At 60.4% G+C, this 22,020-nt stretch carries 20 protein-coding genes; 9 read left to right on the forward strand and 11 right to left on the reverse strand.

The features are described from left to right. Positions 1-30: 30 nt before the first annotated feature. Both AC1RQB_RS10650 and AC1RQB_RS10655 read right to left on the reverse strand, forming a co-directional pair. On the reverse strand, positions 31-1,305 hold the full coding sequence (locus AC1RQB_RS10650; protein WP_063343777.1) for a glucarate dehydratase family protein: 1,275 nt from the start codon (positions 1,303-1,305) through the stop codon (positions 31-33). Beyond that, on the reverse strand, positions 1,302-2,699 hold the full coding sequence (locus AC1RQB_RS10655) for an MFS transporter (protein ID WP_063343778.1): 1,398 nt from the start codon (positions 2,697-2,699) through the stop codon (positions 1,302-1,304). The genes AC1RQB_RS10650 and AC1RQB_RS10655 overlap by 4 nt, the downstream gene beginning before the upstream one ends. Positions 2,700-2,805: 106 nt before the next feature. Between AC1RQB_RS10655 and AC1RQB_RS10660 the strand changes: the two genes are divergently transcribed. Together AC1RQB_RS10660 and AC1RQB_RS10665 are read left to right on the forward strand one after the other, a co-directional pair. Then, positions 2,806-3,708, forward strand: coding sequence for a LysR family transcriptional regulator (locus AC1RQB_RS10660; protein ID WP_063343779.1), 903 nt, complete (start codon positions 2,806-2,808; stop codon positions 3,706-3,708). A gap of 149 nt (positions 3,709-3,857) precedes the next feature. Then, positions 3,858-6,053 carry a TonB-dependent siderophore receptor gene (locus tag AC1RQB_RS10665; RefSeq protein WP_063343780.1) on the forward strand — a complete coding sequence of 732 codons (2,196 nt, stop codon included), beginning with the start codon at positions 3,858-3,860 and terminating at the stop codon, positions 6,051-6,053. On the opposite strand, the gene AC1RQB_RS10670 is transcribed toward AC1RQB_RS10665, so the two are convergent. After that, a complete protein-coding gene (locus AC1RQB_RS10670; RefSeq protein ID WP_008076480.1) occupies positions 6,050-6,376 on the reverse strand; it encodes a hypothetical protein in 327 nt (108 codons plus the stop codon). The two genes, AC1RQB_RS10665 and AC1RQB_RS10670, sit on opposite strands and share 4 nt — an antisense overlap. Positions 6,377-6,617: 241 nt before the next feature. On the opposite strand from AC1RQB_RS10670, the gene AC1RQB_RS10675 reads away from it, so the two are divergent. Beyond that, positions 6,618-8,042, forward strand: coding sequence for a homospermidine synthase (locus AC1RQB_RS10675; protein ID WP_063343781.1), 1,425 nt, complete (start codon positions 6,618-6,620; stop codon positions 8,040-8,042). A gap of 36 nt (positions 8,043-8,078) precedes the next feature. Here the strand turns inward: AC1RQB_RS10675 and AC1RQB_RS10680 are convergent, their stop codons facing one another. The 4 genes from AC1RQB_RS10680 to AC1RQB_RS10695 all read right to left on the reverse strand — a co-directional run bounded on the left by AC1RQB_RS10680 (position 8,079) and on the right by AC1RQB_RS10695 (position 11,891). Further along, positions 8,079-8,783, reverse strand: a complete 705-nt coding sequence (locus AC1RQB_RS10680) for a phosphoribosyltransferase (protein WP_008076482.1) — start codon at positions 8,781-8,783, stop codon at positions 8,079-8,081. 81 nt (positions 8,784-8,864) lie between these two features. Continuing rightward, positions 8,865-9,752, reverse strand: a complete 888-nt coding sequence (locus AC1RQB_RS10685; RefSeq protein ID WP_063343782.1) for a universal stress protein — start codon at positions 9,750-9,752, stop codon at positions 8,865-8,867. A 175-nt stretch (positions 9,753-9,927) separates the two neighbouring features. Next, entirely contained in the window at positions 9,928-10,746 is an 819-nt protein-coding gene (locus tag AC1RQB_RS10690) for an alpha/beta fold hydrolase (RefSeq protein WP_063343783.1), read from the reverse strand. A 251-nt stretch (positions 10,747-10,997) separates the two neighbouring features. Next, complete coding sequence (locus tag AC1RQB_RS10695) at positions 10,998-11,891, reverse strand: LysR family transcriptional regulator (RefSeq protein WP_063343784.1); 894 nt, start codon at positions 11,889-11,891, stop codon at positions 10,998-11,000. A gap of 105 nt (positions 11,892-11,996) precedes the next feature. Between AC1RQB_RS10695 and AC1RQB_RS10700 the strand changes: the two genes are divergently transcribed. From AC1RQB_RS10700 to AC1RQB_RS10725, 6 genes are all read left to right on the forward strand, one after another. Then, positions 11,997-12,662 (forward strand): RraA family protein, encoded by a 666-nt coding sequence (locus AC1RQB_RS10700; RefSeq protein ID WP_063343785.1) that lies wholly within the window; start codon positions 11,997-11,999, stop codon positions 12,660-12,662. Further along, on the forward strand, positions 12,662-13,324 hold the full coding sequence (locus AC1RQB_RS10705; RefSeq protein WP_063343786.1) for an RraA family protein: 663 nt from the start codon (positions 12,662-12,664) through the stop codon (positions 13,322-13,324). Before AC1RQB_RS10700 ends, AC1RQB_RS10705 begins: the two co-directional genes overlap by 1 nt. Next, entirely contained in the window at positions 13,324-13,962 is a 639-nt protein-coding gene (locus AC1RQB_RS10710) for an RraA family protein (RefSeq protein WP_207267305.1), read from the forward strand. The genes AC1RQB_RS10705 and AC1RQB_RS10710 overlap by 1 nt, the downstream gene beginning before the upstream one ends. After that, the gene (locus AC1RQB_RS10715) at positions 13,959-15,173 is read left to right on the forward strand and encodes a pyridoxal phosphate-dependent aminotransferase (RefSeq protein WP_063343787.1); all 1,215 of its coding nucleotides are present in this window, start codon (positions 13,959-13,961) and stop codon (positions 15,171-15,173) included. The genes AC1RQB_RS10710 and AC1RQB_RS10715 overlap by 4 nt, the downstream gene beginning before the upstream one ends. A 233-nt stretch (positions 15,174-15,406) precedes the next feature. Beyond that, positions 15,407-16,630, forward strand: coding sequence for a DUF3422 domain-containing protein (locus AC1RQB_RS10720; RefSeq protein ID WP_008074807.1), 1,224 nt, complete (start codon positions 15,407-15,409; stop codon positions 16,628-16,630). Positions 16,631-16,720: 90 nt separating this feature from the next. Continuing rightward, a complete protein-coding gene (locus AC1RQB_RS10725) occupies positions 16,721-17,539 on the forward strand; it encodes a DeoR/GlpR family DNA-binding transcription regulator (RefSeq protein ID WP_063343788.1) in 819 nt (272 codons plus the stop codon). Positions 17,540-17,543: 4 nt separating this feature from the next. On the opposite strand, the gene otnI is transcribed toward AC1RQB_RS10725, so the two are convergent. The 4 genes from otnI to otnK form a co-directional block, all read right to left on the reverse strand. Then, positions 17,544-18,326 carry a 2-oxo-tetronate isomerase gene (gene otnI, locus AC1RQB_RS10730; protein ID WP_063343789.1) on the reverse strand — a complete coding sequence of 261 codons (783 nt, stop codon included), beginning with the start codon at positions 18,324-18,326 and terminating at the stop codon, positions 17,544-17,546. A 115-nt stretch (positions 18,327-18,441) separates the two neighbouring features. Continuing rightward, positions 18,442-19,902, reverse strand: a complete 1,461-nt coding sequence (locus tag AC1RQB_RS10735; RefSeq protein WP_063343790.1) for a GntT/GntP/DsdX family permease — start codon at positions 19,900-19,902, stop codon at positions 18,442-18,444. A 184-nt stretch (positions 19,903-20,086) separates the two neighbouring features. Continuing rightward, positions 20,087-20,725 carry a 3-oxo-tetronate 4-phosphate decarboxylase gene (gene otnC, locus AC1RQB_RS10740; RefSeq protein ID WP_063343791.1) on the reverse strand — a complete coding sequence of 213 codons (639 nt, stop codon included), beginning with the start codon at positions 20,723-20,725 and terminating at the stop codon, positions 20,087-20,089. Beyond that, positions 20,722-22,014, reverse strand: coding sequence for a 3-oxo-tetronate kinase (otnK, locus tag AC1RQB_RS10745; protein ID WP_063343792.1), 1,293 nt, complete (start codon positions 22,012-22,014; stop codon positions 20,722-20,724). The genes otnC and otnK overlap by 4 nt, the downstream gene beginning before the upstream one ends. Positions 22,015-22,020: the final 6 nt, after the last annotated feature.

The raw sequence follows: 22,020 nt of genomic DNA on the forward strand, positions 1-22,020 counted from the left end.
ACAGTCACCGATTTGTTCGGGAATGCGCGATCAAAAACGCGGTTTGATCGTCTTCCACTCCGGCTTGTAACGCTGCATCTGTTTCACGTCATCGCGCTGACGAATGCCGCAGCTCAGGTATTGATCATGCAGCTTGCCCAGTTGATCGTGATCCAGCTCAAGACCCAACCCAGGCGCACGGGTGATTTTCACGCAGCCATCGACGATGGATAGCTTGCCGCCCTTGATCACCTCTTCGTCCGGTTCCTGCCAGGGGTAATGAGTGTCGCAGGCGTAATCGAGATTGGGCACTGAAGCGGCGACATGTGCCATGGCCATCAGGCTGATGCCCAGGTGCGAATTGGAGTGCATAGACACGCCAAGGCCGAAGGTGTCGCACATTTTCGCCAACGCCTGGGTGTCCCGCAGACCACCCCAGTAATGATGGTCGGCGAGCACGATCTGCACGCTGTTCAGGGCCACACTGCGGCGAAACTCATCAAAATCCGTGACCACCATATTGGTCGCCAGCGGCAGACCGGTACGTTTGTGCAATTCGGCCATGCCGTCGAGGCCCGGTGTCGGGTCTTCGTAATATTGCAGGTCATCACCCAGCAGCTCTGCCATGCGGATCGAAGTTTCCAGCGACCAGTTGCCGTTCGGATCGATGCGCAACGGGTAACCGGGGAAGGCCTTTTTCAGCGCCTTGATGCACGACACTTCGTGCTCCGGCGGCAGTGCCCCAGCCTTGAGTTTGATGCTCTTGAAACCGTAGGCCTCGATCATGCGGCGGGCCTGGGCGACGATCTGCTCTTCGTTCAGCGCCTCGCCCCAGCTGTCCGGTTTGTACGGTGAATCGATGTGTTGCGCGTACTTGAAGAACAGATAGGCGCTAAACGGCACCTCATCACGAATCGCCCCGCCCAGCAGGTCCACCAACGGCACGTTCAGGGAATGCGCCTGTAGATCGAGAAACGCCACTTCGAACGCCGAATACGCGTTGCTTACCGCTTTGCTGGCGTGAGAGCCAGGCGCCAGTTCCGCACCGGCGATGCCCTGGGTTTTGTTTGCCGCCACGGTGGCCTGCACGATGGCGCGCAACTGGTTGAGGTTGAACGGGTCGAGACCGATCAGCTGACTTTGCAATTGCTGTTGAATCGCCAGCGCCGGGGCGTCGCCGTAGCTTTCGCCCAAACCGATGTAGCCATTGTCGCTCTCGATCTCGATGATCGAGCGCAGCGCGAAGGGTTCGTGAATACCGCTGGCATTGAGCAGCGGCGGATCGCGAAAGGCGATGGGGGTGACGGTAACGCGTTTGATTTTCAAGAGGCAGCTCCCTTTGGCTCGGTATTCAAGGCTTGATGACTGACAGAATTTTTTGCGGCGGTGGCGTCGACCGTTTTACCGGTGAGCGAGCTGCGCGTGTCGCCACGCGGTGCAGTGCGGGCAAAAAAGATCACCACGGCCGCCACCAGAGAAGTGGCCGCCAGGCCGTACAAACCGCCTTCGATGGAACCGGTGGTCTGCTCCAGGAAACCGAACGCGGTCGGCGCGACGAAACCGCCGAGATTACCGATGGAGTTGATCAGCGCGATCACCGCCGCGGCAATGCGCGCATCCAGATAGCCTTGGGGAATTGGCCAGAACAAAGCCGAAGCCGCCTTGAAACCAATGGCCGCAAAACAGATGGCGACGAAGGCAAAGATCGGCCCGCCGGTGGTTGACATGAACATGCCGAACGCGGCAATCACCAATGTCACGGCCACCCAGGCCTGTTGGTATTTCCATTTACTGGCCATGGCGGCGAAGCCATACATCGCCAGAATGGAGATGATCCACGGGATTGAGTTGAACAGGCCGACCTGGAAGTCGCCGAGGTTGCCCATCTTCTTGATCATGCTGGGCAGCCAGAACGTGGCGCCATAAATCGTCAGGGCGATGGAAAAATAGATAAAGCAGAACAGCGCGACCTGCCGATCGGCGAGCAATTTGAACATCGACGGTTTAACTGTCTGCACGGCTTCGCGAGCCTGCTGTTCCAGATCAATGGCGCTCACCAGTGCATCCCTTTCTTCGGCGCTCAGCCATTTCGCCTCGCGTGGATGGGATTGCAGCCAGAACCAGACAAACCCACAGAGCACGATGGAAGCAAAGCCTTCAATCAGGAACATCCACTGCCAGCCATGCAGGCTGAGACCGCTGACGTGCAGCAGCGCGCCGGATAGCGGCCCGGAAATCACCGAGGCAATGGCTGAACCGCTGAGAAAGATCGCCATGGCTTTGCCCCGCTCGGTCGACGGTAGCCATTGGGTGAAGTAATAAATGATGCCTGGGAAAAAACCCGCTTCGGCGGCGCCGAGAATGAAGCGCAGCACATAAAAGCTGGTTTCGCCGCGCACGAAGGCCATGGCCATCGCCGCCGCGCCCCAGGTGAACATGATACGCGTCAGCCAGGCGCGGGCACCGTAGCGTTGCAGCAGCATATTGGAAGGCACTTCGAAGATCGCGTAACCGATGAAAAACAGCCCGGCACCCAAGCCATAGGCCGCGGCGCCAATGCCCAGGTCGGTTTCAAGGTGGCTGCGCACGAAGCCGATGTTGACCCGGTCGATGTAGTTGACGATGAACATCACCACGAACAGCGGCAGTACGTGACGCTTGACCTTGGCCGCTGCTCGGGCGAGGACGGTCGGGTCCGGCGGACTCTTATGGGTATTCAAGGGGCGACTCCCGTTCATTGTTTTTTTAAGGGAGAACCGATCATGGACGTGCCTATTGATCCCGTCTAATCTAACTTGGCACTCGATTGATACCTGGATTAGATCAATGTTCGAACTGACGCAACTGCGCTGTTTCACCACCGTGGCCACCGAACTGAACTTCCGCCGGGCGGCCGAACGGTTGAACATGACCCAACCACCTTTGAGTCGCCAGATTCAACTGTTGGAACATCACCTGGGCGTCGAGTTGTTCACCCGCAGCACGCGCAGCGTCGCCTTGACCGCCGCCGGCCGCGCCTTTTTTATCGAGGCACAGAACCTGCTGGAGCGCGCTCAGCAAGCCGCCGTAACCGCTCGGCGCTTCGCCGAAGGGGACATCGGTACGGTCAATATCAGCTTCGTCGGTAGCGCGGTTTACGAGTTCCTGCCCAAGGTCATCGCGGAAGCGCGGCTCAAACAGCCTCAAGTCAAAATCGATCTGTCGGAGATGAACACCTACCAGCAACACGAAGCCCTTCGCGCCCGCCGTATCGATCTGGGCATCGTTCGCGCACCGTTGCTTGAGCCAGGCTATGCCACCGAATGCCTGGTGCGTGAACCTTTCGTATTGGCCGTCCCCCACAACCATCGGCTGGCCAGCGCCAACACCGTGTCCGTCAAAGATCTGGACGCTCAACCCTTCCTGATGTATTCCCATGCGGCGTACCCGCCGTTCAACGAACTGCTGACCGGCATGCTCCGCTCGGCCCGCGTCGCCCCGGAATATGTGCAGTGGCTCGGCTCGTCCCTGACCATCCTGGCCCTGGTCAACGCCGGAATGGGCCTGGCCCTGGTACCTCGCTGCGCCACCAGTGTTGTGTTCAAGAACGTGGTGTTTCGCGATATCGATCTGGGCGAAGGCGTACAGAGTGAACTGCATTTGATCTGGCGTGAGAACAACGACAACCCGGCGTTTGCGATGTTGCTGGAGGGAATTCGTAAGGCTGTGAGGGATGGCTGGGGGTTGTGAGGAACCCCGGAGCTGCCGCAGTTACCCGGCGCTCGTCGCGATGACACTTTCATTTCATGATCGCTCCTCTTGTATGATGCCCCGCTTTCAAGCGTGAGCCACAGGCCAAGACTCGCCAAACCCGGGCCCGCAGTCGTCGAGGATTTTTCATGAATAGGCTTTACCGGACCTCCCGCCAGGGAGTGGCCGCCCCGCGGTTCGCGCTCAATCCCCTGAACCTGGGCCTGGGCCTGCTGCTGAGCAGCGCCGTGCCTTCGGCCTGGGCTGCCGCGACCGAACTGCCGGCGGTGACCGTCACCGGCGACGATACTTCCGGTTATCAGGCCGACAGCGCGTCGGTCGGTGGTTTCGAGGCGGCATCGTTGCTCGATACGCCAGCCTCTATTTCGGTGGTCAACGAGGCGATGATCAAGGATCAGCAGGCCCGCCTGCTCAGCGAAGTACTGCGCAACGACGCCTCGGTGGGTGAAAGCTACGCGCCGGTCGGCTACTACGAAAACTTCGTTGTGCGTGGCTTCTCCCTCAACTCCGCCAGCAGCTACAAGATCAACGGCCGCACCATCACTGGCGAGCAGAATGTCGGGCTGGAGAACAAACAGCAGGTGGAGTTGCTCAAGGGCCTTTCCGGTCTGCAAAGCGGTGTCAGCGAGCCCGGCGGATTGGTCAACTACGTGACCAAGCGGCCTGGCGACGTGCGTTCGGTCACCGTCTCCACCGACGATCGCGGCAGTGGTTACCTGGCGACCGACGTCGGTGGATGGTTCGGCAGCGAGCAGCAGTTCGGCCTGCGCGCCAACCTGGCCCACGAAGACCTGCATTCCTACGTCGAACACACCAATGGCCAGCGCGATTTCGCCTCGCTGGCCTTCGACTGGAACATCAGCCCCAATGCGCTGCTGCAACTGGACGCCGAGTACCAGACCAAGGAACAGCGCTCGGCACCGGGTTATCAATTGCTCGGTGGTTCCAGCCTGCCGCACCACGCCTCGCCGAAGAAGCTGCTGGCTCACCAGAGCGGTTCGAAGCCGGTCACCACCGATGCGCTGAACCTCAACGGCAATTTCGAATACCGCTTCAGCGACCAGTGGAAAGGCAGCCTTAGCGCCTCGCGCAGCCGGGTGGTGATCGATGACTACAGTTCGTTCGCCTGGGGCTGCTACGGCTCCGCCAGTTGCGCCAGCGCGGCAGTGCCGAACTACTTCAGCCCCGAGGGCGACTACGACATTTACGATTTCCGCAGTCCCGACGATACCCGCCGCAACGATGAAGTGCAGGCAGCCCTCAGCGGCCACTTCGAAACCGGAGGCCTGGGCCACGAACTCAGCGTCGGGACTAGCGCGTTCCGCCGCGTGGTGGACAAACGCGATGCCATCAATCAGATGATAGGCAGCGCCAACATCAACAGCGAACCGGCTGATTTTGCCCCTTACGATGGCCCGCTCAACGATTCCTACCGACGCCTGGACAGCCGCCAGTACGGGCTGTTCTTCAATGACCGGATCAGTTTCAACGAGCAATGGCAGGCGGTGCTTGGCGGGCGCGAAGTGCGCCTGGATGAAGAGACCTTCGACAGCCAGGGCGAGACTACCCGGCATACCCAACGCTATGAATTCCTGCCCCAGGCCGCGCTGATCTACAAGCCGGTGCAAAACCTGTCGCTGTACACCCGCTATAGCAAGGGCCTGTCCCTGGGCGGCGAAGCAGCGTGGTTTACCACCAATGCCTATGAAATCCTCGCGCCCACCGTATCGCGACAAATCGAGGCAGGGATCAAATACGACTGGCAGCGCATCAGCCTGGCCGCGGCGCTGTTCCAGATCCGCCAGGCTTATCAGTACTCGCGACCGAATGACGACGGTACGTTCACGTTCACCCAACAGGGCGAACAGAAAAACACCGGGCTTGAGCTCTCGGCCAATGGCTGGGCCAGCCAGCGCCTGCAGATTTCTGCCAGTGTCGCGGCGATCCGCGCGCGGGTCACCGACAGCGGCACGCCAGCTTATGAAGGTCACCAGGCAATCAACGTTCCGACCCTGCGCGCCAATCTCTACGGCGACTATGCTCTGCCCTGGTTTGACGGCCTGGCGCTGCTCGGCGGAGTGCAGTACAGCGCCAGCAAGTACGCCAACCGCCAGGGTGAAGTGCAGACCGGTGCCTATGCCATTTTCAACATCGGCAGCCGCTACAGCACTCGCATCGACGGATACGACACTGTTTTCCGCCTGACCGTGGACAACCTGTTCGACAAACGCTACTGGCGCGACGCCGGTGAATACATGGGCGATGGCTACCTGTTCCAGGGCGCCCCACTCACCGCCCGGCTGAGCGCCTCGATCAACTTCTAGCGTCGGGCCAACTCATGCCGGATGCATTGCTCGTAATACGTTTGCTTGATAGCAGCAGGCTTGAGACGCGAGGGACTGTTATAGGTTTGTTCGGTAATCCCCATGGCCGTCATGCGCATCCACGGCCGGGGGAATTTTCGCGATTGCAGTTTCTTGCGTGCCCCGTAAAGCGTGAAACCGGAAAGCTTCGCCGCTTGCGCGTCTGCGGCGATGTCCGAGCCCCAGCTGCAGACGAAACGACTGTTCTTGCTCAGGTCCTTTGCCTGAGCCTCAAGCGAAAGCATCAGGGCAAACGTCACAGCCATCCATACCAAAGTCCGCATATCGCCAATGCCTAACCTTCTGAAAAGAAAGCAAGTTTGACAACGAAACGGAAATCGGTGGGCCAGCAGTTCGCCTCATTCTCATCTGTTTTTTGGTCTCGATCGGCATAGCAGAATCTCCTTGACGGTGTCCGAAACTTTTTTGAGCTTTAACTGAGCCTTGCAGTCTCTAGTTTGAGAGCGTCGTGGTTATCGACAGGTCATTTGCGGCGAGCGCGCGGTCAGCCGGTGGAGGCTATCGATGTCAGATCTTGAGCATGTCATTCAGCCCTTTGATGCCAGGTTGGTGATGATCGGTTCTGGCTGTATCGGAAAAGGCGTACTCCCGTTGCTGTTGCGCCATCTTGAACTTGAACCGCAGCGACTGTTGATCCTCAGTCCCGATGAAGATGGACGTTTACTCGCACAGGAATTTGGCGTCGCTCACCAAGCCGAGCAACTGGATCAGAACAATTACGAAGCGGTGCTGGACCCTCTGTTGAGCGCTGGCGATTTCCTGCTCAACCTCTCGGTGGGGGTTTCGAGCCTGTCGCTGATCCAGTTCGCCCAGCGTAAAGGCGTGCTGTATCTGGACACCTGTATCGAGCCGTGGGAAGGCGGTTATACCGACCCTGACAAATCCCTGTCCGAAAGATCCAACTATGCATTGAGGGAAGCGGCACTTCGGCTTCGGGGCGAAAGTGCGCAGGGTCTGTCCACCGCCATGTTGACCCACGGTGCCAATCCGGGGCTGGCGTCCCACCTGGTCAAACAGGCACTGGTTAACCTCGCTGAGGATTTGGGTGACACAACGCCCCTGCCCGCTACTCGCGAAGAATGGGCGCAACTGGCCAGCCGACTGAATATCCGCTGCATCCACATTGCCGAACGCGATTCGCAGTATTCATCGCAACACAAAATTGCCGATGAGTTCGTCAACACCTGGTCCGTGGACGGTTTCATCAGTGAAGGCAGCCAACCGGCGGAGCTGGGTTGGGGCAGCCATGAGAAAGCGCTGCCCGAGGATGGCTATTACCACGCCTTCGGGTGCCAGGCCGGGATCTATCTGCAACGCCCCGGCGCCTCCACGCCGGTTCGAACCTGGACGCCCTCGACGGGGCCAACCCATGGGCTGCTCGTGACTCACAACGAAGCCCTGTCGATTGCCGACTACCTGACCCTTGGCCAGGGAAGGCAGCCGACTTACCGGCCGACCGTCCACTACGCTTATCGACCCTGTGACGATGCCTTGCTCTCGGTGCATGAACTCGCCGAGCGCAACTGGAAACCCCAGAGCGACCAGCGTCTGCTCGATGACGAAATCATCGACGGTAGTGACGAACTCGGCGTGCTGCTGATGGGGCATGCCAGAAACAGTTATTGGTATGGCTCGCGCTTATCGATCCAGCAAGCCCGGACACTCTGCCCCCATAACAGCGCCACCAGCCTGCAAGTGACGGCGGGAGTGCTGGCCGGCGTGATCTGGGCCATTCGCAATCCTCAACGTGGCATTGTCGAACCGGATGAATTGCCCTTCAGGGAAATTCTGCAGATCTGCATGCCGTACCTGGGTAAGGTAGAAGGCATTTATTCCGACTGGACGCCGCTTACCGGACGTCACTCACTGATGCCCGAGCAGACCGATGAATCCGATCCGTGGCAATTCGTGAACGTCAGGATCACCTGAAAGCCTGACGTGGTTTGCTCCACACCAGGCAACGGCTCAAATACCGGAACCGTTCTGAAATGAGTCGCCCGAACCGGACTCTCGTTGCCAGGCCCGGTGCAGAAGATCGATGACCTCTTCGTCAGATGTCTGCGAAAAATCCGTGTACCAATGCCCGATCGAGATCATCCAGTCGGGGATGAGCGGGCAAATCAGTTCGTCCACTTCATCACGCAGCGCCTCTGCCGTCTCAAGCGGTGCCACCGGCACGGCAACGACGATGCGCGATGGCGCCTGCAGGCGCACGGCCTGTATCGCGGCCATCATCGTGGCACCTGTCGCCAGGCCGTCATCAATCAGAATCACCACCTGATCCTTGAGCGCCACAGGTGCACGTGATGCCCGGTATAGCTGTTCGCGACGCAACAACTCCTGCGTTTCCTTTGCAACCACGGCATCGAGCGTGCGTTGATCAATACCGTTAGCCCGCAGCGCATCTTCGTTGACGATTTGTATTCCGCCACTGGCAATTGCGCCCATGGCGAACTCCTGGTGGGACGGTACTCCCAGCTTGCGCACCAGCATCAGCTCCAGACGAACCTCCAGGGCCGTGGCGACTTCATAGGCCACCGGAACGCCGCCACGGGGTAAGGCGAGAACGATGACATCGGCTCTTTTAGCGTATTTGAGCAACGGCTCCACCAGGCCTCGGCCGGCATCAACCCGGTCATGCAAGATGGTTTGCAATGAAGGACTAGTCATTTGAAAACCTCCCTGGGGCGGGATCCCCAAAAACGGGCGTTCGTTTGACGGCGGCCATCATTCCGATCGGGGCGCCCGCCCCTAGACCGCCAGAATGCTGCAAGGCACCTGGTACAGGATATGTTCCGTCGTGCTGCCAAGCAGCCGCTCCAGGCCACGGTATTGAGCCCTGCCCATCACGATCACATCCACTTGATGCACGTGGGTGAATTCGCTCAGTACCGAGACAGGGTGCCCCATGATGAAATGTCGACACTCAGGGGGGACACCGAACCGTGCGGCCAGCTTGAGAAAAGTTTTTTCCAGGTCGTTGCGCAACTCCCTGGTCAGCTCCGAGAGCGTCAGATCGCCGCCCAGATCCGCCAGAAAAGCTGCCGAAATGTCACACGCGTACAGCAGATGCAACTCGGCATTGCACTGCAGCGCCAAGCCGCAAGCCTGCAAGATGATCCGGTCATTGAGTTCACTGTTCGAAGGCTCGGTGTCTGACACGTCAACCGCGGCCACCACCTTCTGCGGCAAGGCATGGCATTCACCCCCCACCAGATAAACCGGGACCGGACAATGGCGCAACAAACGCCAATCCAGCGGCGTGAAGAACGCGCGCTTGAGCACCGGCTCATGCTGCACTTGCTTGATCAACAGATCGGGCTGCACTTGCGTGACATGGTCAAGAATGTCCTGACGCATGTTGTCGGCCCAGGCGACTTCGGTTGTCACCTCGATCCCCCGGCCTCGCATCTTTTCCGCTTGTTCATCGAGCCAGTCGCGGTGCTCCTGCAGGTAGGTCGCCCGAGCCATTTTGCGGTCGCCTTCTTCGAGCAGCGACAAAATATCCAATGAGGGGATCAGGCCGGCAATGTGCAAGCTCGCCCCGCTGGCCTTGGCCAGGGCAGCGCCATGGTTTATCGCAGGAGAATGGCGCAGCAGCGGGTTGATGATCAGTAATAACCGTTGATACTGGCTCATGGGCAGACTCCAGACAGGTTGATCCTCGACGCCGGCTCGAGAATCCAGCATCAGGCCCAGACTCCTCCCTTAAAGCCTCTTAAGCGTTGATTTATATCAACTCCCTTGAATGAGGCATTGAAAGGGCCACTTGAGAAGAATAGTTCACAACGCTGCTGTGCATCTCATGCCAGACTCATCCGCGATGGCCGTTCGCCTGAAAGTCGGCAATCTGCTGCCACATCGCGATCGGGTTGGAATACATGGGGAAATGCCCGCACTGCGCAATCGGCGCCAGCCGCACGCCTTGGGCCTGGATATGCGGCAGATAGGACAATGAAGCGTTCTGCTCGCCGTACATGAACATGCGCGGGCATGGCAGGCCGAGGAACTTGCCCATCAAGTCGGCGTTGTCGGAAAGATCGACCATCGACTCGAAGATCCCGCGTACCGCTCCGGCACGAACCTTGTGCCGCAAGCTTGCGGAATAAAGCGCACTGGCATAAGCCGGCGCGTGCCGGGCGCGTTCGATGAAGGCGGCGAAAAACACCTCGGGATCGTCCGCCGGGTAATCGACGATCTGCCGGCTGAGGAAACAGTCCTCCGGGGCGATGTTGCCCTCGATGTCGACGAAGCTGAGTACCCGGTCCGGGCATTGATGAGCCAGCACCAGTGCGGTCAGTCCGCCCATGGAATGGCCGACCAGATGAAAACGTTCGATACCGAAATGCCCCAGCACCTGCAACGCGGTCTTCAGCAGGAAGGGGATGGAAATCCGCGAAAGATCGCCGCACTGGCTTTCCCCGCAACCCGGTGCGTCATAAGCGACGAAAGGATGACCGGCGAAGGCGGCCTGCTGCACGATGTCGGCGTAGTCTTCCTTGGTCGAGCCAAACCCATGCAGGAACACAATCGGCGCCAGGACACCGTCGCGGTGAAGGGTGGCTATGTTCAGCCGGACGCCCTCCACCGTCAGAGGAATGTGCGCTTGAGTGAAGGTTTCAGGTTTGGACACGTGATGGATTCCTTGAGCGAAAAGGTGACCGGGCCGCGAATGCTGTTCACTGTGGCGAGCGAGCTTGCTCGTGCCGGGCTGCGTAGCGGCCCCAAAAATCAGACAACCATTGCCGATTATTGTGAGTGCTGCGCACTCAAGCGGGAGCAAGCTCCCTCGCCACAGGTTTTGCACCGGCAGGCCGTCAATCTCGCGGGGATCGGGCCTTCTGTAAATTCCTCATTCGGGAATACCGTCATAGGTCAAACCTATCAAACCCGCTTGGTGAGCCGAGCAAGCACCTCCTCCACCAGCGGATTGGGCCGATCAGCATTCCAGGCCACCGCAGTGGTCACCACATTGAGCGGTTGGCTCAGCGGTCGCAACACCACATTATCGGGGGCCAGTTTCTTCAGCGAAGCCGGCACCAAAGCGATGCCTTGCCCACAACTGACGAACGCGATTTGCGACGCGACGGAGCGCACTTCATGCAGCACGCGCGGGGAAAAACCGCTGGCGCGGCAGGTTGCGATCAGATTATCGAAGTACACCGGGCTGACCTGTCGGGAAAACATCACCAGGGGCTCGGTGGCCAGGCTCGACAGGCTGATGCGCTTGCGCGAAGCCAATGGGTGATCGCTGGGCAGGGCCACGACCAGGCGATCCTCAGTCAGCGGCAGCGACTTGATCGAGGCCCCCAGATCACCGTCCAGACGGGCGAAGGCCAGGTCGATGTCCCCGGCTTCCAGCGCAGGCACGGCTTCGACGCTGTCGATCTCCCGCACGGACACGGTAAGGTGCGGATAATCGACCTTCATCTGCTCGATCAACCCGGGCAACACATCGAACATCGCCGTGGATATCGCGCCGACGGTCAACATCCCCGACTGCCCCGCCACTGCCTCCTCCACGGCCAGTTCCAGGCGCTCCAGTTGCTCGGCGAACTTGCGCACCGCCGGCAGGATCGCGGCGCCTACCGGGGTCAGTTTCGCTCCCCGCCGCGAGCGGTCGAACAGCTTGACCTTGAGCGCCTGCTCCAGCACCTGAATCTGCTCGCTTAACGGTGGCTGGGACATTCCCAGGCGTTTGGCGGCGCGGCCGAAATTCTGTTCTTCGGCAACGGCCAGGAACAACCAGAGGTGACGAATCAAGCGGAAATTGATCATGGTTAATCCATAGGTTTAACGTATGTAATGCTTCTGTGATTAGTAATATACCTATCAAATAGCCTCGCCGACACTGGGCGCCTCCGTCACCACTGGGGCTTTCCCATGATCAATAAAAGTTTGCTGGATCGCTTGGCGGCGCTGGATACCAACACGGTCTCCGATGCGCTCGACTTCCTCGGCCTGCCGGGCGCCACCGTGGGGCTACGCCCGCTGTGGAACTGCCCGAAGATCGTCGGCCGCGCCAGTACCGTCTTGCTGGCGCCCAAATCCGACACCCTACCGACCGTGCACCTGATTACCCCGGTGGTTGAACAGATCAACAGCGACGATCGCGTGCTGGTGATCGCCGGCGGTATCGAAGGGATTTCCTGCTGGGGCGACATCCTCGCCAACGCGGCGGCCGGCAAGCACGTACGCGGCACGGTGATCGACGGTTTCAGCCGCGACATCGACGGCAGCGAAGCGATTGGTTACCCGGTTTATGGCCGTGGGGTCACCATGATCAGTGCGCGCAACCGGGTGGTGCAGATCGATGCCGCGGTGACGATCAAGGTCGCTGGTGTCGACGTCAGCGAGGATGACTATGTCATTGCCGATACCTGCGGAACCGTATTCGTCCCCCAAACCCATATCGAAAAGGTCATCGATCTCGGCGAGCGCATTGCACGCCGTCAGGATGGCATGGTCGAGGCCGTGCGCAGCGGCCGCTCGGTGGCCGAGGTGATGCACGACACCCAGTTCGAAGCGATTCGCGTGGAGCACGCCTGATGAATCTTGAAGATCAAACCCTGGTCGCCTTGTTTGAAGGCCTCGACACTCCTGGCGTCTCCGATGCCCTGGATAAGCTCGGCCTGCCCGGACAATGCCTCGGCGTGGCGCCGCTGGACAATTACCGCAAGGTCATCGTCGGGCCGGCGTTCACCGTGCAGTACGTCTCGGCCAGCGTCCCGCCGGGCACGGTGGGTGATTTCATCGAAGACGTCGCGCCCGGCGACGTGGTGGTGATCGACAACGGCGGCCGTACCGACTGCACCGTTTGGGGCGACATCATGACCCAGTACGCCGGCACTCGACAGATCGCCGCCACGGTCATCGACGGGGTGTGCCGTGATGTGAACAAGGCGCTGGGTGATGGCTACCCGATCTTCAGCAAAGGCCGCTTCATGCGCACCGGCAAAGACCGCGTGCAAGTGCAGTCGGTCAACCAGCCGGTGTCCATCGGCACGGCACGGGTCTGCTCCCGTGACATCGTGGTCGCCGATGCCAACGGCGTGGTGATCGTGCCTCGCGCCCGTGCCGCTGAAGTAGCGGCATGTGCCCGCCAGATCGAATCGGTCGAAGCCGACATTCGCGCCCTGATCACTCAAGGCAAAACCCTTAAAGAAGCCAGGGCCGCCCTGGGTTACCACAACCTGCAGAGGAAAGTCTGATGACCACGCTCCCCTTCCCCCCGGATTTTCGCGCGCGGGCAAAAGTACTGGGCACCTCGACGCTGTATGAAGCGTCCCATCTGCCCTGCGCGGTCGACAGTGCGATCCGCCCGGTCTGGGACGGCGCCTTTATCGCCGCCCCCGCCTACCCGCTGGAATGTTCGCCGGGCGATAACCTGGCGCTGCATCTGGCGATGGAACGCGTGCCCCGTGGCAGCGTACTGGTCGTGGGTACGGGTGGCTTCATCGCCGGTTACTGGGGCGAGGTGCTCACCGTGGCGGCCGAAGCGGCGGGCGTGGTCGGTTTGGTAATCGATGGCGGCGTACGCGATATCGCCGCCTTGAAGAAACGCCAGTTCCCGGTATTTGCCCGTGGCATCTCGGTCAAAGGCACGGTCAAGGCCAGCGCCCCCTCAGTGGGACAACCGTTCAATTTCAATGGTGCTTTCGTGGCACAGGGCGACCTGGTGGTGGCTGACGACGACGGCGTGATCATCATTCCCAAGGCCGATGCCGCACGTACCCTCGCCGAAGGCGAAGCGCGCGCGAACAAGGAAGCGCAGATGATGCAGGCGCTGACCGAAGGCCGCTCGACCCTGGAACTGATGAACCTGACTGAATGGAGAACCCGGGCATGAGCATCGACATTCAGCGCCTCAACCAGCGCCTGGCCAGCGCACAGCCCTCGGCGACTTATCGGATCATGGATCGCGTGGCGGAACGCCGGGCACAAGGGGCGAAGATCATTTCGCTGTGTGCCGGCGAACCGGATTTCGATACCCCCAAACATGTGCGTGAAGCGGCCATTCACGCCATCGAGCATGGCCACACCCGCTACACCCAGGTGGCCGGTGTGCGCTCGTTGCGTGAAGCGGTGGCCGCCAAGTTCCGACGCGAAAATGGTCTGGACGTGAGCTGGCAAGACACGCTGGTTTGCAACGGTGGCAAACAGGTGATCTACAACGCCCTGGCCGCGACCCTCAACGAGGGCGACCAGGTCATCGTGCCGGCGCCGTACTGGGTCAGTTACCCGGAAATGGTGCAACTGTGCGGCGGTGAAGCGCGGATCGTCACCTGCGACGCCGATACCGGTTTCAAGCTGACGCCTGCGGCACTGGCCGCCGCGATCACCCCGCAGACCCGATGGTTGATTCTCAACTCGCCGTCCAACCCGACCGGCGCGGTGTACAGCGAGACGGAACTTCGTGCCCTGGCGGCGGTGTTGCTGGATCATCCCCACGTGCTGATTCTGGCCGATGACATCTATGAACACCTGATCTTCGACGATCAAGCGTTCTACACCCTGGCCCAGGTGGAGCCACGACTGGCGCCGCGAACCCTGACCATGAACGGTGTCTCCAAGGCCTACGCCATGACCGGCTGGCGCATCGGTTTTGCCACCGGGCCGCGCTGGTTGCTGGAGGCTATGGAAAAACTGCAGGGCCAGCAGACCTCGGGCGCGAGCTCGGTTTCGCAGCAAGCCGCACTCGCCGCGCTGGAGGGGCCGAAAGACTTCATCCGCGAAAGCCGCGCCGCTTTCCAGGCTCGTCGCGATTTAATGGTGACGCTGCTGAACGACACGCCGGGACTGGAATGCGTGAGCCCGGCGGGTGCGTTCTATGCGTTCGCCTCTTGTGCGAGGCTGATCGGCCGCACCTCACCCGCCGGTCGAGTGCTGCACACCGACGAAGATGTCGCCCATGCGCTGCTCGACGAAGCGGACGTGGCGGTGGTGCATGGCAGTGCGTTCGGCCTTGGCCCCTACATTCGTATTGCCTATGCGCTGGACGACGCGTCATTGCGCCAGGCCTGCGAGGCGATTCGGGCGTTCTGTACAGCGTTGCGTTAAGGATTACGTGAGCCAGGTCAGTTAAACGCAATCCCTGTGGGAGCGGGCTTGCCCGCGATGAGGGAGTGTCAGTCGACATTAATGTTGCCTGATACTCCGCCTTCGCGGGCAAGCCCGCTCCCACAGGTACTGCGTTTAACTGACGGGCGTTGGTCGATCGCCGGTTTTGTTTGTGACTCAGGAATGGGGCACCCAGTCCCAAGAACAAACAACTCCAACATGGCCCAAACAGCATGCATCCGCAAAGACTGATCCTGCACAACGAGTTGCACGCGCGCCCGTCTCTGTATTTCGATGAGCCCGCCCATGTGTTTCATCTGGCGTTTCTGGCGAATGACGGGCAGTGCGACACCCTGCTGAGTCGCTGCTGCCCCGGCCCGGTCGACCCGGAAGCGGCTCAGGGCATCACCGAGTTGGAGGGCCATGCCTTGAAGTGGGAACGGCACGCCGAGTTCCTGACGCTGACGCTGGTGGTGCCCTCCTCCAGTCAGGAGCCATGCTGGAGCCCGCCACCCAGGGCCTTGATGGACCGGGTCGAGCCTTTCATGCAGCACGTGATCAACGCTGTGCAGATTGTGGTGCGCACCGATACGTCTTTTTCCGGCGATCTGTCCGTTTATGGATTCAAGGATCCCAGCGGCTCTTGCATCGGCGGTGGCGATGCGACGGTCTGGAGCGATTTTCGCCTGAGCGAGGATGGCACCAACCGTTTTCTGTTCGTGAACAAACGCCTGAATGCCTATCGCCTGGGACGGATGATCCGCCGTCTGCTGGAAATCGAAACCTACCGAATGATGGCTTCGCTTTCACTCATCACCGCGAAAGCCTTGAGCACTCAGCTCAACGTCTTCGACAAGACCCTGGTCAACCTTTCGGAACGTAACGCCGGCCCCGATACCGGAAATGCGAAAGCGTTGCTGACCGATATTGCCAACCTGTCGGCGCAAGTGGTCAGCAGCAGCGCAAAAACCCGACACCGCTTCAGCGCCACCCAAGCCTATGCACAGCTGGTTTTCGAACGCCTGGGCGAACTGCGCGAAAGTCATGTGGGTGATTGCCAGCGACTGGGTATCTTCATCGAAAGACGCTTTAAACCCACGGTCAGATACTGCGCCGTCACCGAACAACGCCTGGAGCAACTGGCCGAAAGCGTGGCCAACCTCGGGGACTTGTTGCAGGCCCGTGTGCAGGTCGAAATGGAAGAGCAGAACTCGGAAATCCTGAAGAGCCTGAACGCCCGCGCCGATACTCAAATCAAAATCCAGCGCGCCGTCGAAGGCTTGTCGATTATCGCCATCACCTATTACTTGTTGAGCCTGTTCAAGCTGTTCTACTCGGGGCTGCACGTCATGGGAGCGGACATTTCCGCGAGAGACGCCCTGCTGGCCATGACTCCGCTCGCGCTCTGCGTCCTGCTGTTTATTTTGATCAGGATCAGGAAGGCCAAAGAGCACTGATACTGCGCAACAACTCGTCCGCTAGCCGTAGATTCGCTACTATGTTTGCCCCGCTTTCCTTGTCTGCGGATATCTCATTCTGGAGCCCGAATGCCTAGTCAAAAGGACATCGCCGCCGAAAGCGGCGCACCGATGATCCCTGAACAGCGCCGTGAATTGATGCTGCGCCAGTTGCGCAAGCATCAGGTGCTGAGCGTTCATCAGTTGATGGAAATGTTCGACTGTTCGCACATGACCATCCGCCGCGATATCGCGCTGCTGGAACAGGAAGGCCGTGCTTACTCGGTAACCGGTGGCGTGCGAATCGCCAGCCAGCTCCATAGCGAGCCCAGCCATCAGTTCAAAGCGGTGGTCGAGTTGCCGCAGAAGCAGGCGATGGCCAAGCTGGCCGCGCGGCTGCTGCATGCCGATATGACGATTTATCTGGATGCGGGGACGAGCACGCTGGAGATCGTCCCGTATATCAAGGCGCTGTCGGGCATGACTGTGGTAACCAACGATTTCGGGATTGTCCAGGCGCTGATCGATGCGCCCCATGTCACGGTGATTCACACCGGCGGGCAACTGGATCACTCCAATCAATCGTGCGTGGGCGGTCTGGCGGTGGCCACGTTGCGGCAGATCGTCACCGATATCGCGTTCATCTCCACCAGTTCCTGGGATTTGCGTCGCGGCCTCACCACGCCTTCGGCGCTGAAGGTGGAGGTCAAGCAGGTCGCGATGCAATCGGCCTCGCAAGTGGTGCTGGTGGCCAGCAGTTCGAAGTACGGCACGTTCAGCATGTACAGGATCGCCGGGCTCGAGCAGTTCGACATCATCCTCAGCGACGACGCGCTGACCCCTGCCGCGGCCGATAGCATCCGCAAGCAGGGTGTGGAACTGCTGTTGCCCGGCGATAACAACGTGTAAGGCGTTAGCGCGCCTTCCAGTCCCGCAGCCATTGCAAGCCGGCCGATGTGTTACCACGCGGCCGGTACTCGCACCCTACCCAGCCGTCATAACCCAACTGGTCGATCAGCTCGAACAGGTAGGGATAGTTGACTTCGCCCAGGTCCGGCTCATGTCGATCCGGCACACCGGCGATCTGGATATGGCCGATGCCGTCGAAATCCCGACGCAGTTTAGTGGCCAGGTCCCCTTCGACGATCTGGCAGTGGTAGCAGTCGAACTGAACCTTCAGGTTAGTGGCGCCCACTTCCTTGCAGATGGCCTGGGCCTGATCCTGGCGGTTGAGAAAAAAGCCCGGCATGTCCCGCGTATTGATCGGTTCCAGCAACACCGTGATGTCAGCCTTGGCGGCCTGCGCGGTGGCGTAAGCCAGGTTCTCCAGATACACGCCGTGATGCCGTGGGCGATCTGTTTCCGACGGCAGCAAGCCAGCCATCACATGGATGCGTGAGTTGCCCAGCACCGCGGCGTACTCCAGCGCGCGATCGAAACCGCTACGAAATTCACTCTCCCGCCCGGGCAACGACACCGTGCCGCGCTCGCCCGCCGCCCAATCGCCGGGCGGTGCGTTGAACAGGGCCTGCACCAGGCCGTTATCGTTCAAACGCTGTTTGAGGTCCTGGGCGCTGTAGTCGTAGGGAAACAGGTATTCCACGGCTTCGAAACCATCGGCGGCAGCGGCGGCGAAGCGGTCCAGAAACTCATGTTCCGGATAGAGCATGCTGAGGTTGGCGGCAAAACGAGGCATGGTAGCTCCTATCTATGTTTTTGTAGGAGCCAGGCTTGCCGGCGAAGGCGATCTCAAGGACGCTTTCGCCGGCAAGCCGTGCTCCTACAGGTGTCGATCGCGTCGACAATTTTCGTTAGACAAACGGCCAGATCAACAAGGTAATACCGAAACCCAACGTACCGAGCAAGGTGGTCAACACCGTCCAGGTGCGCAAGCCATCGGCCACGTTCAGCCCGGACAGTTTGGTGAAGATCCAGTAACCGGCATCATTGATGTGGGACATGGCCAACCCGCCACCGCCCATGGCCAGGCACAACAGGGCCATGTGGTTCGCCGTGAGATCGAGGGTCACGATCAGCGGGCTGATAATGCCGGCGGTGGTCACCAGCGCCACCGTGGTCGACCCCTGAACCGCACGCAACAGCATGGTCAGCAGAAAGCCCAGCGCGAGTACCGGCAGACCGGTGGTGCGCAGCATATCGGAGACCACCGCGCCGATTCCGGTATCGACCAACACCTTGCCGAACACACCGCCAGCACCGGCAATCAGGATCACCATGGCCACGCCAGGCAAGGCCGAACCGATCACGTCGGACACCTGAGTACGACTCCAGCCCCGACGCGAACCCAGCAACCAGGCACACAGCAAGGTATCGATCAGCAGCGCCACCAGCGGCGCGCCTAGCACAGTCATGATGCCGCGCAGAACCGAGTCGGCAGGCAGCAACGAGGTCGACAGCGTCCCCAGCAGAATCAGAATGATCGGCAACACAATCAGGCTGACGATCAGGCCAAAACCCGGTGGCGGTGCCGGCGGCAACTTGGAGACGATGCTGCTGGTAGCCTCTTCCAGGCCCATGTGCGACGCGGCCACAGCTGCTCGTTCAGGGCTCTTGTCGTTGCCATTGGACCAGGCAGCCAGATCCTCGTTGGTGACATGGGGGCCATAGACCTCGGCACGAATATCGTCAGTCATCGGGTACACCCGACGGGTCATGCGCCCGGCCACGCGGTAGCCGACATAGCAAAGGAATGCCGTGATTGGCAGACCAAACATCAGCACGCGGCCGAGGTCGGCACCCAACTGGCTGGCAGCCGCCACCGCACCCGGATGGGGTGGCAGGAAGGCGTGTACGGTCAGCAACGCAGCGCACATCGGCAGCGCGAACACCAACAGCGGCTTACGCGCACTGCGAGCGACACCATAGGCCAGCGGCATCAGGATGATCACGCCAACCTCGAAGAACACCGGCACCCCGACCATGAACCCGGCAATCGTCAGCGCCAGCGGCGTGCGACGGTTGCCGAACCGGGTAATCAACGTTTTGGCCAGCGCCTCGGCACCGCCGGAGAGTTCAATGATTCGCCCGATCATCGCGCCCAGGGCAATGATGATCGCGATATGGCCCAGGGTCTTGCCCATGCCGCCTTCAATGGTGGCGACCAGATCAGCCGGTTTCACCCCGGCCACCAGCGCCACCAGAATGCTCACCAGCATCAAGGCCACGAAGGGCTGAAACTTGTACTTGAGCACCAGAAACAACAACAGAGCGATCCCTAGCCCCGCGGTAACCATCAAGATTAACGGGCTCATTTCACAAGCCCTCCACATCGGCTGAACGAATGGGTTGTTCTGAAAATGTCGCAGTGAAGGTGAGTCATGCCTGGATGTCCTCTTGTTATTGTATTTTTCAGGCAAGCCGGGGTCGTTGGGAGTCGCTGTGCGTCTCCCGATCAGGGCCTGCCTTATCGATCTATCGTGTTAAAAAATTGGGGCTCTACCAGTGCGCGCCGAAGGTTACTCGCAGCTCGTCCAGTGCTGCCTGATCGAGCGGCTCGGGCTTGGGATTGCTCATCAGCCATAGCCGCGCGGTTTCCTCGAGTTCTTCCAGGGCGTAGCTGGCCCTGGACACTGAACTTTCCCAAACTACCGGCCCCAGCCGTTCGAGCATCACGCCGCGAACGCTGTTGGCCAATTGTGCGACCTGTTCGGCTACCTTCGGCGAGCCGGGCCGCTGGTAACCAATCAACGGGATATGCCCGACTTTCATCACCTGATACGGCGTCAGTGGCGGCAGAATGTCGTTCGGCTGCCAGACACCTGCCAGCGTCAATGCCACAAGATGGGTGGAATGGGTATGCACCACGCCACCGACACTCGGGTTGCGGTCGTAGACCTGGCGATGCAACGCCAATGTCTTTGAGGGCTTGTCACCGGAGACCCATTCACCGGCCAGATTGACCTTGGCGATAGTCGCCGGGTCGAGCCGGCCGAGGCAGACATCGGTCGGTGTGATCAACCAGCCGTCGTCCAGACGCGCGCTGATGTTGCCAGCGCTACCGACGGTGTAACCGCGCTCATAAAGGCTGCGGCCAACCTGACAGATTTCTTCGCGCAGGGCGTTTTCGTCGCTCATTGAGCACCCCCGGCCAGTTGCTTCAAGGCTTTGTTGAAGAAATCCCGACCACCGAAGTTGCCCGATTTGAGCGCCAGGGCCAGAGGCTCATCGGTGCTGCTGACCGTCGCCGGCACACCCGGATCGATCTGCGCGCCGATCTGCAGCAGCTGCACACCCAGCGCCTGAACCACAGCGCCCGAGGTTTCACCGCCAGCGATCACGAAGCGTCGTACGCCGCTCTGGCGCAGGCCCTGAGCGATCTCACCCAACGCATTCTCCACCAAGGTACCGGCCCGTTCGACGCCGAGTTGCTGTTGCACCGCCTTCACTTCGTCCGGGGTGCTGGTGGCGTAGATCAATACGGTCTGTTCGTTATCACGGGCGAAGGCCAAAGCCTGGGCAACCACCGGCTCTCCGGCAGCCAGGGCCAACGGATCAATCCGCAGCGCCGGCCGACCGGCTTCGAGCCAGGCCGCCACTTGCCCATTGGTCGCGATCGAAGCGCTGCCGGCCAACACCACTTCACCGCCCGATACTGCCAGGAGTTTCGAGGCATCGAGGTCACGCAGTTTGCCGGCGCGACGGAAGTTTTCCGGCAAGCCCAACGCAAGCCCCGAACCGCCGGTCAGCAACGGCAAGTCGGCGCAGGCGGTGCCGAGGGTGTACAGATCGCTATCCGACAAGGCATCGGCAATCGCCATGCCGACACCTTGAGCCCGCAGTTCTGCGATGCGCTCACGCACCTGCTCGGCCCCTTGAGCAATGGTGTCGTAGCGCAACAAGCCGACGTTCAGACCGGTCTGCGATTGCAACACCCGAACCAGGTTGGCATCGGTCATCGGCGTCAGTGGGTGGTGCTGCATGCCCGACTCGTTGAGCAGTTGATCCTGCACAAACAGGTGGCCGCGAAAGATCGTCCGGCCATTTTCCGGAAACGCCGGGCACGCCAAGGTGAAATCGCTACCCAACGCCGCCAGCAGCGCTTCGCTGACCTGGCCGATGTTCCCGGCAGCGGTGGAGTCGAACGTCGAGCAATATTTGAAAAAGATCTGTTCGCAGCCTTGCTCGCGCAGCCAGGCCAGCGCCGCGAGGGACTGTTCGACCGCTTCGGCGACGGGAATGGTGCGCGACTTCAGGGCGATGACAATCGCATCGGCATCAAGCCCGGCAGCCACTTCGCTGCTCGGAATGCCGATGCTTTGCACGGTGCGCATACCGCCGCGTACCAGCATGTTGGCAAGGTCCGTGGCGCCGGTGAAATCGTCGGCGATGCAACCCAGCAAAGGGCGTGCGGTGGTGGTGTTCATTGGGCG

The organism is Pseudomonas sp. GW822-FHT02E03 (assembly GCF_058802325.1).

What these genes read in the sequence shown, in the direction of transcription:
- AC1RQB_RS10660 (WP_063343779.1), top strand. Translation starts at nt 2,806, where the DNA reads ATGTTCGAACTGACGCAACTGCGCTGTTTCACCACCGTGGCCACCGAA.
- AC1RQB_RS10665 (WP_063343780.1), top strand. Translation starts at nt 3,858, where the DNA reads ATGAATAGGCTTTACCGGACCTCCCGCCAGGGAGTGGCCGCCCCGCGG.
- AC1RQB_RS10670 (WP_008076480.1), bottom strand. Translation starts at nt 6,376, where the DNA reads ATGCGGACTTTGGTATGGATGGCTGTGACGTTTGCCCTGATGCTTTCG.
- AC1RQB_RS10675 (WP_063343781.1), top strand. Translation starts at nt 6,618, where the DNA reads ATGTCAGATCTTGAGCATGTCATTCAGCCCTTTGATGCCAGGTTGGTG.
- AC1RQB_RS10680 (WP_008076482.1), bottom strand. Translation starts at nt 8,783, where the DNA reads ATGACTAGTCCTTCATTGCAAACCATCTTGCATGACCGGGTTGATGCC.
- AC1RQB_RS10685 (WP_063343782.1), bottom strand. Translation starts at nt 9,752, where the DNA reads ATGAGCCAGTATCAACGGTTATTACTGATCATCAACCCGCTGCTGCGC.
- AC1RQB_RS10695 (WP_063343784.1), bottom strand. Translation starts at nt 11,891, where the DNA reads ATGATCAATTTCCGCTTGATTCGTCACCTCTGGTTGTTCCTGGCCGTT.
- AC1RQB_RS10700 (WP_063343785.1), top strand. Translation starts at nt 11,997, where the DNA reads ATGATCAATAAAAGTTTGCTGGATCGCTTGGCGGCGCTGGATACCAAC.
- AC1RQB_RS10705 (WP_063343786.1), top strand. Translation starts at nt 12,662, where the DNA reads ATGAATCTTGAAGATCAAACCCTGGTCGCCTTGTTTGAAGGCCTCGAC.
- AC1RQB_RS10710 (WP_207267305.1), top strand. Translation starts at nt 13,324, where the DNA reads ATGACCACGCTCCCCTTCCCCCCGGATTTTCGCGCGCGGGCAAAAGTA.
- AC1RQB_RS10715 (WP_063343787.1), top strand. Translation starts at nt 13,959, where the DNA reads ATGAGCATCGACATTCAGCGCCTCAACCAGCGCCTGGCCAGCGCACAG.
- AC1RQB_RS10720 (WP_008074807.1), top strand. Translation starts at nt 15,407, where the DNA reads ATGCATCCGCAAAGACTGATCCTGCACAACGAGTTGCACGCGCGCCCG.
- AC1RQB_RS10725 (WP_063343788.1), top strand. Translation starts at nt 16,721, where the DNA reads ATGCCTAGTCAAAAGGACATCGCCGCCGAAAGCGGCGCACCGATGATC.
- otnI (WP_063343789.1), bottom strand. Translation starts at nt 18,326, where the DNA reads ATGCCTCGTTTTGCCGCCAACCTCAGCATGCTCTATCCGGAACATGAG.
- AC1RQB_RS10735 (WP_063343790.1), bottom strand. Translation starts at nt 19,902, where the DNA reads ATGAGCCCGTTAATCTTGATGGTTACCGCGGGGCTAGGGATCGCTCTG.
- otnC (WP_063343791.1), bottom strand. Translation starts at nt 20,725, where the DNA reads ATGAGCGACGAAAACGCCCTGCGCGAAGAAATCTGTCAGGTTGGCCGC.
- otnK (WP_063343792.1), bottom strand. Translation starts at nt 22,014, where the DNA reads ATGAACACCACCACCGCACGCCCTTTGCTGGGTTGCATCGCCGACGAT.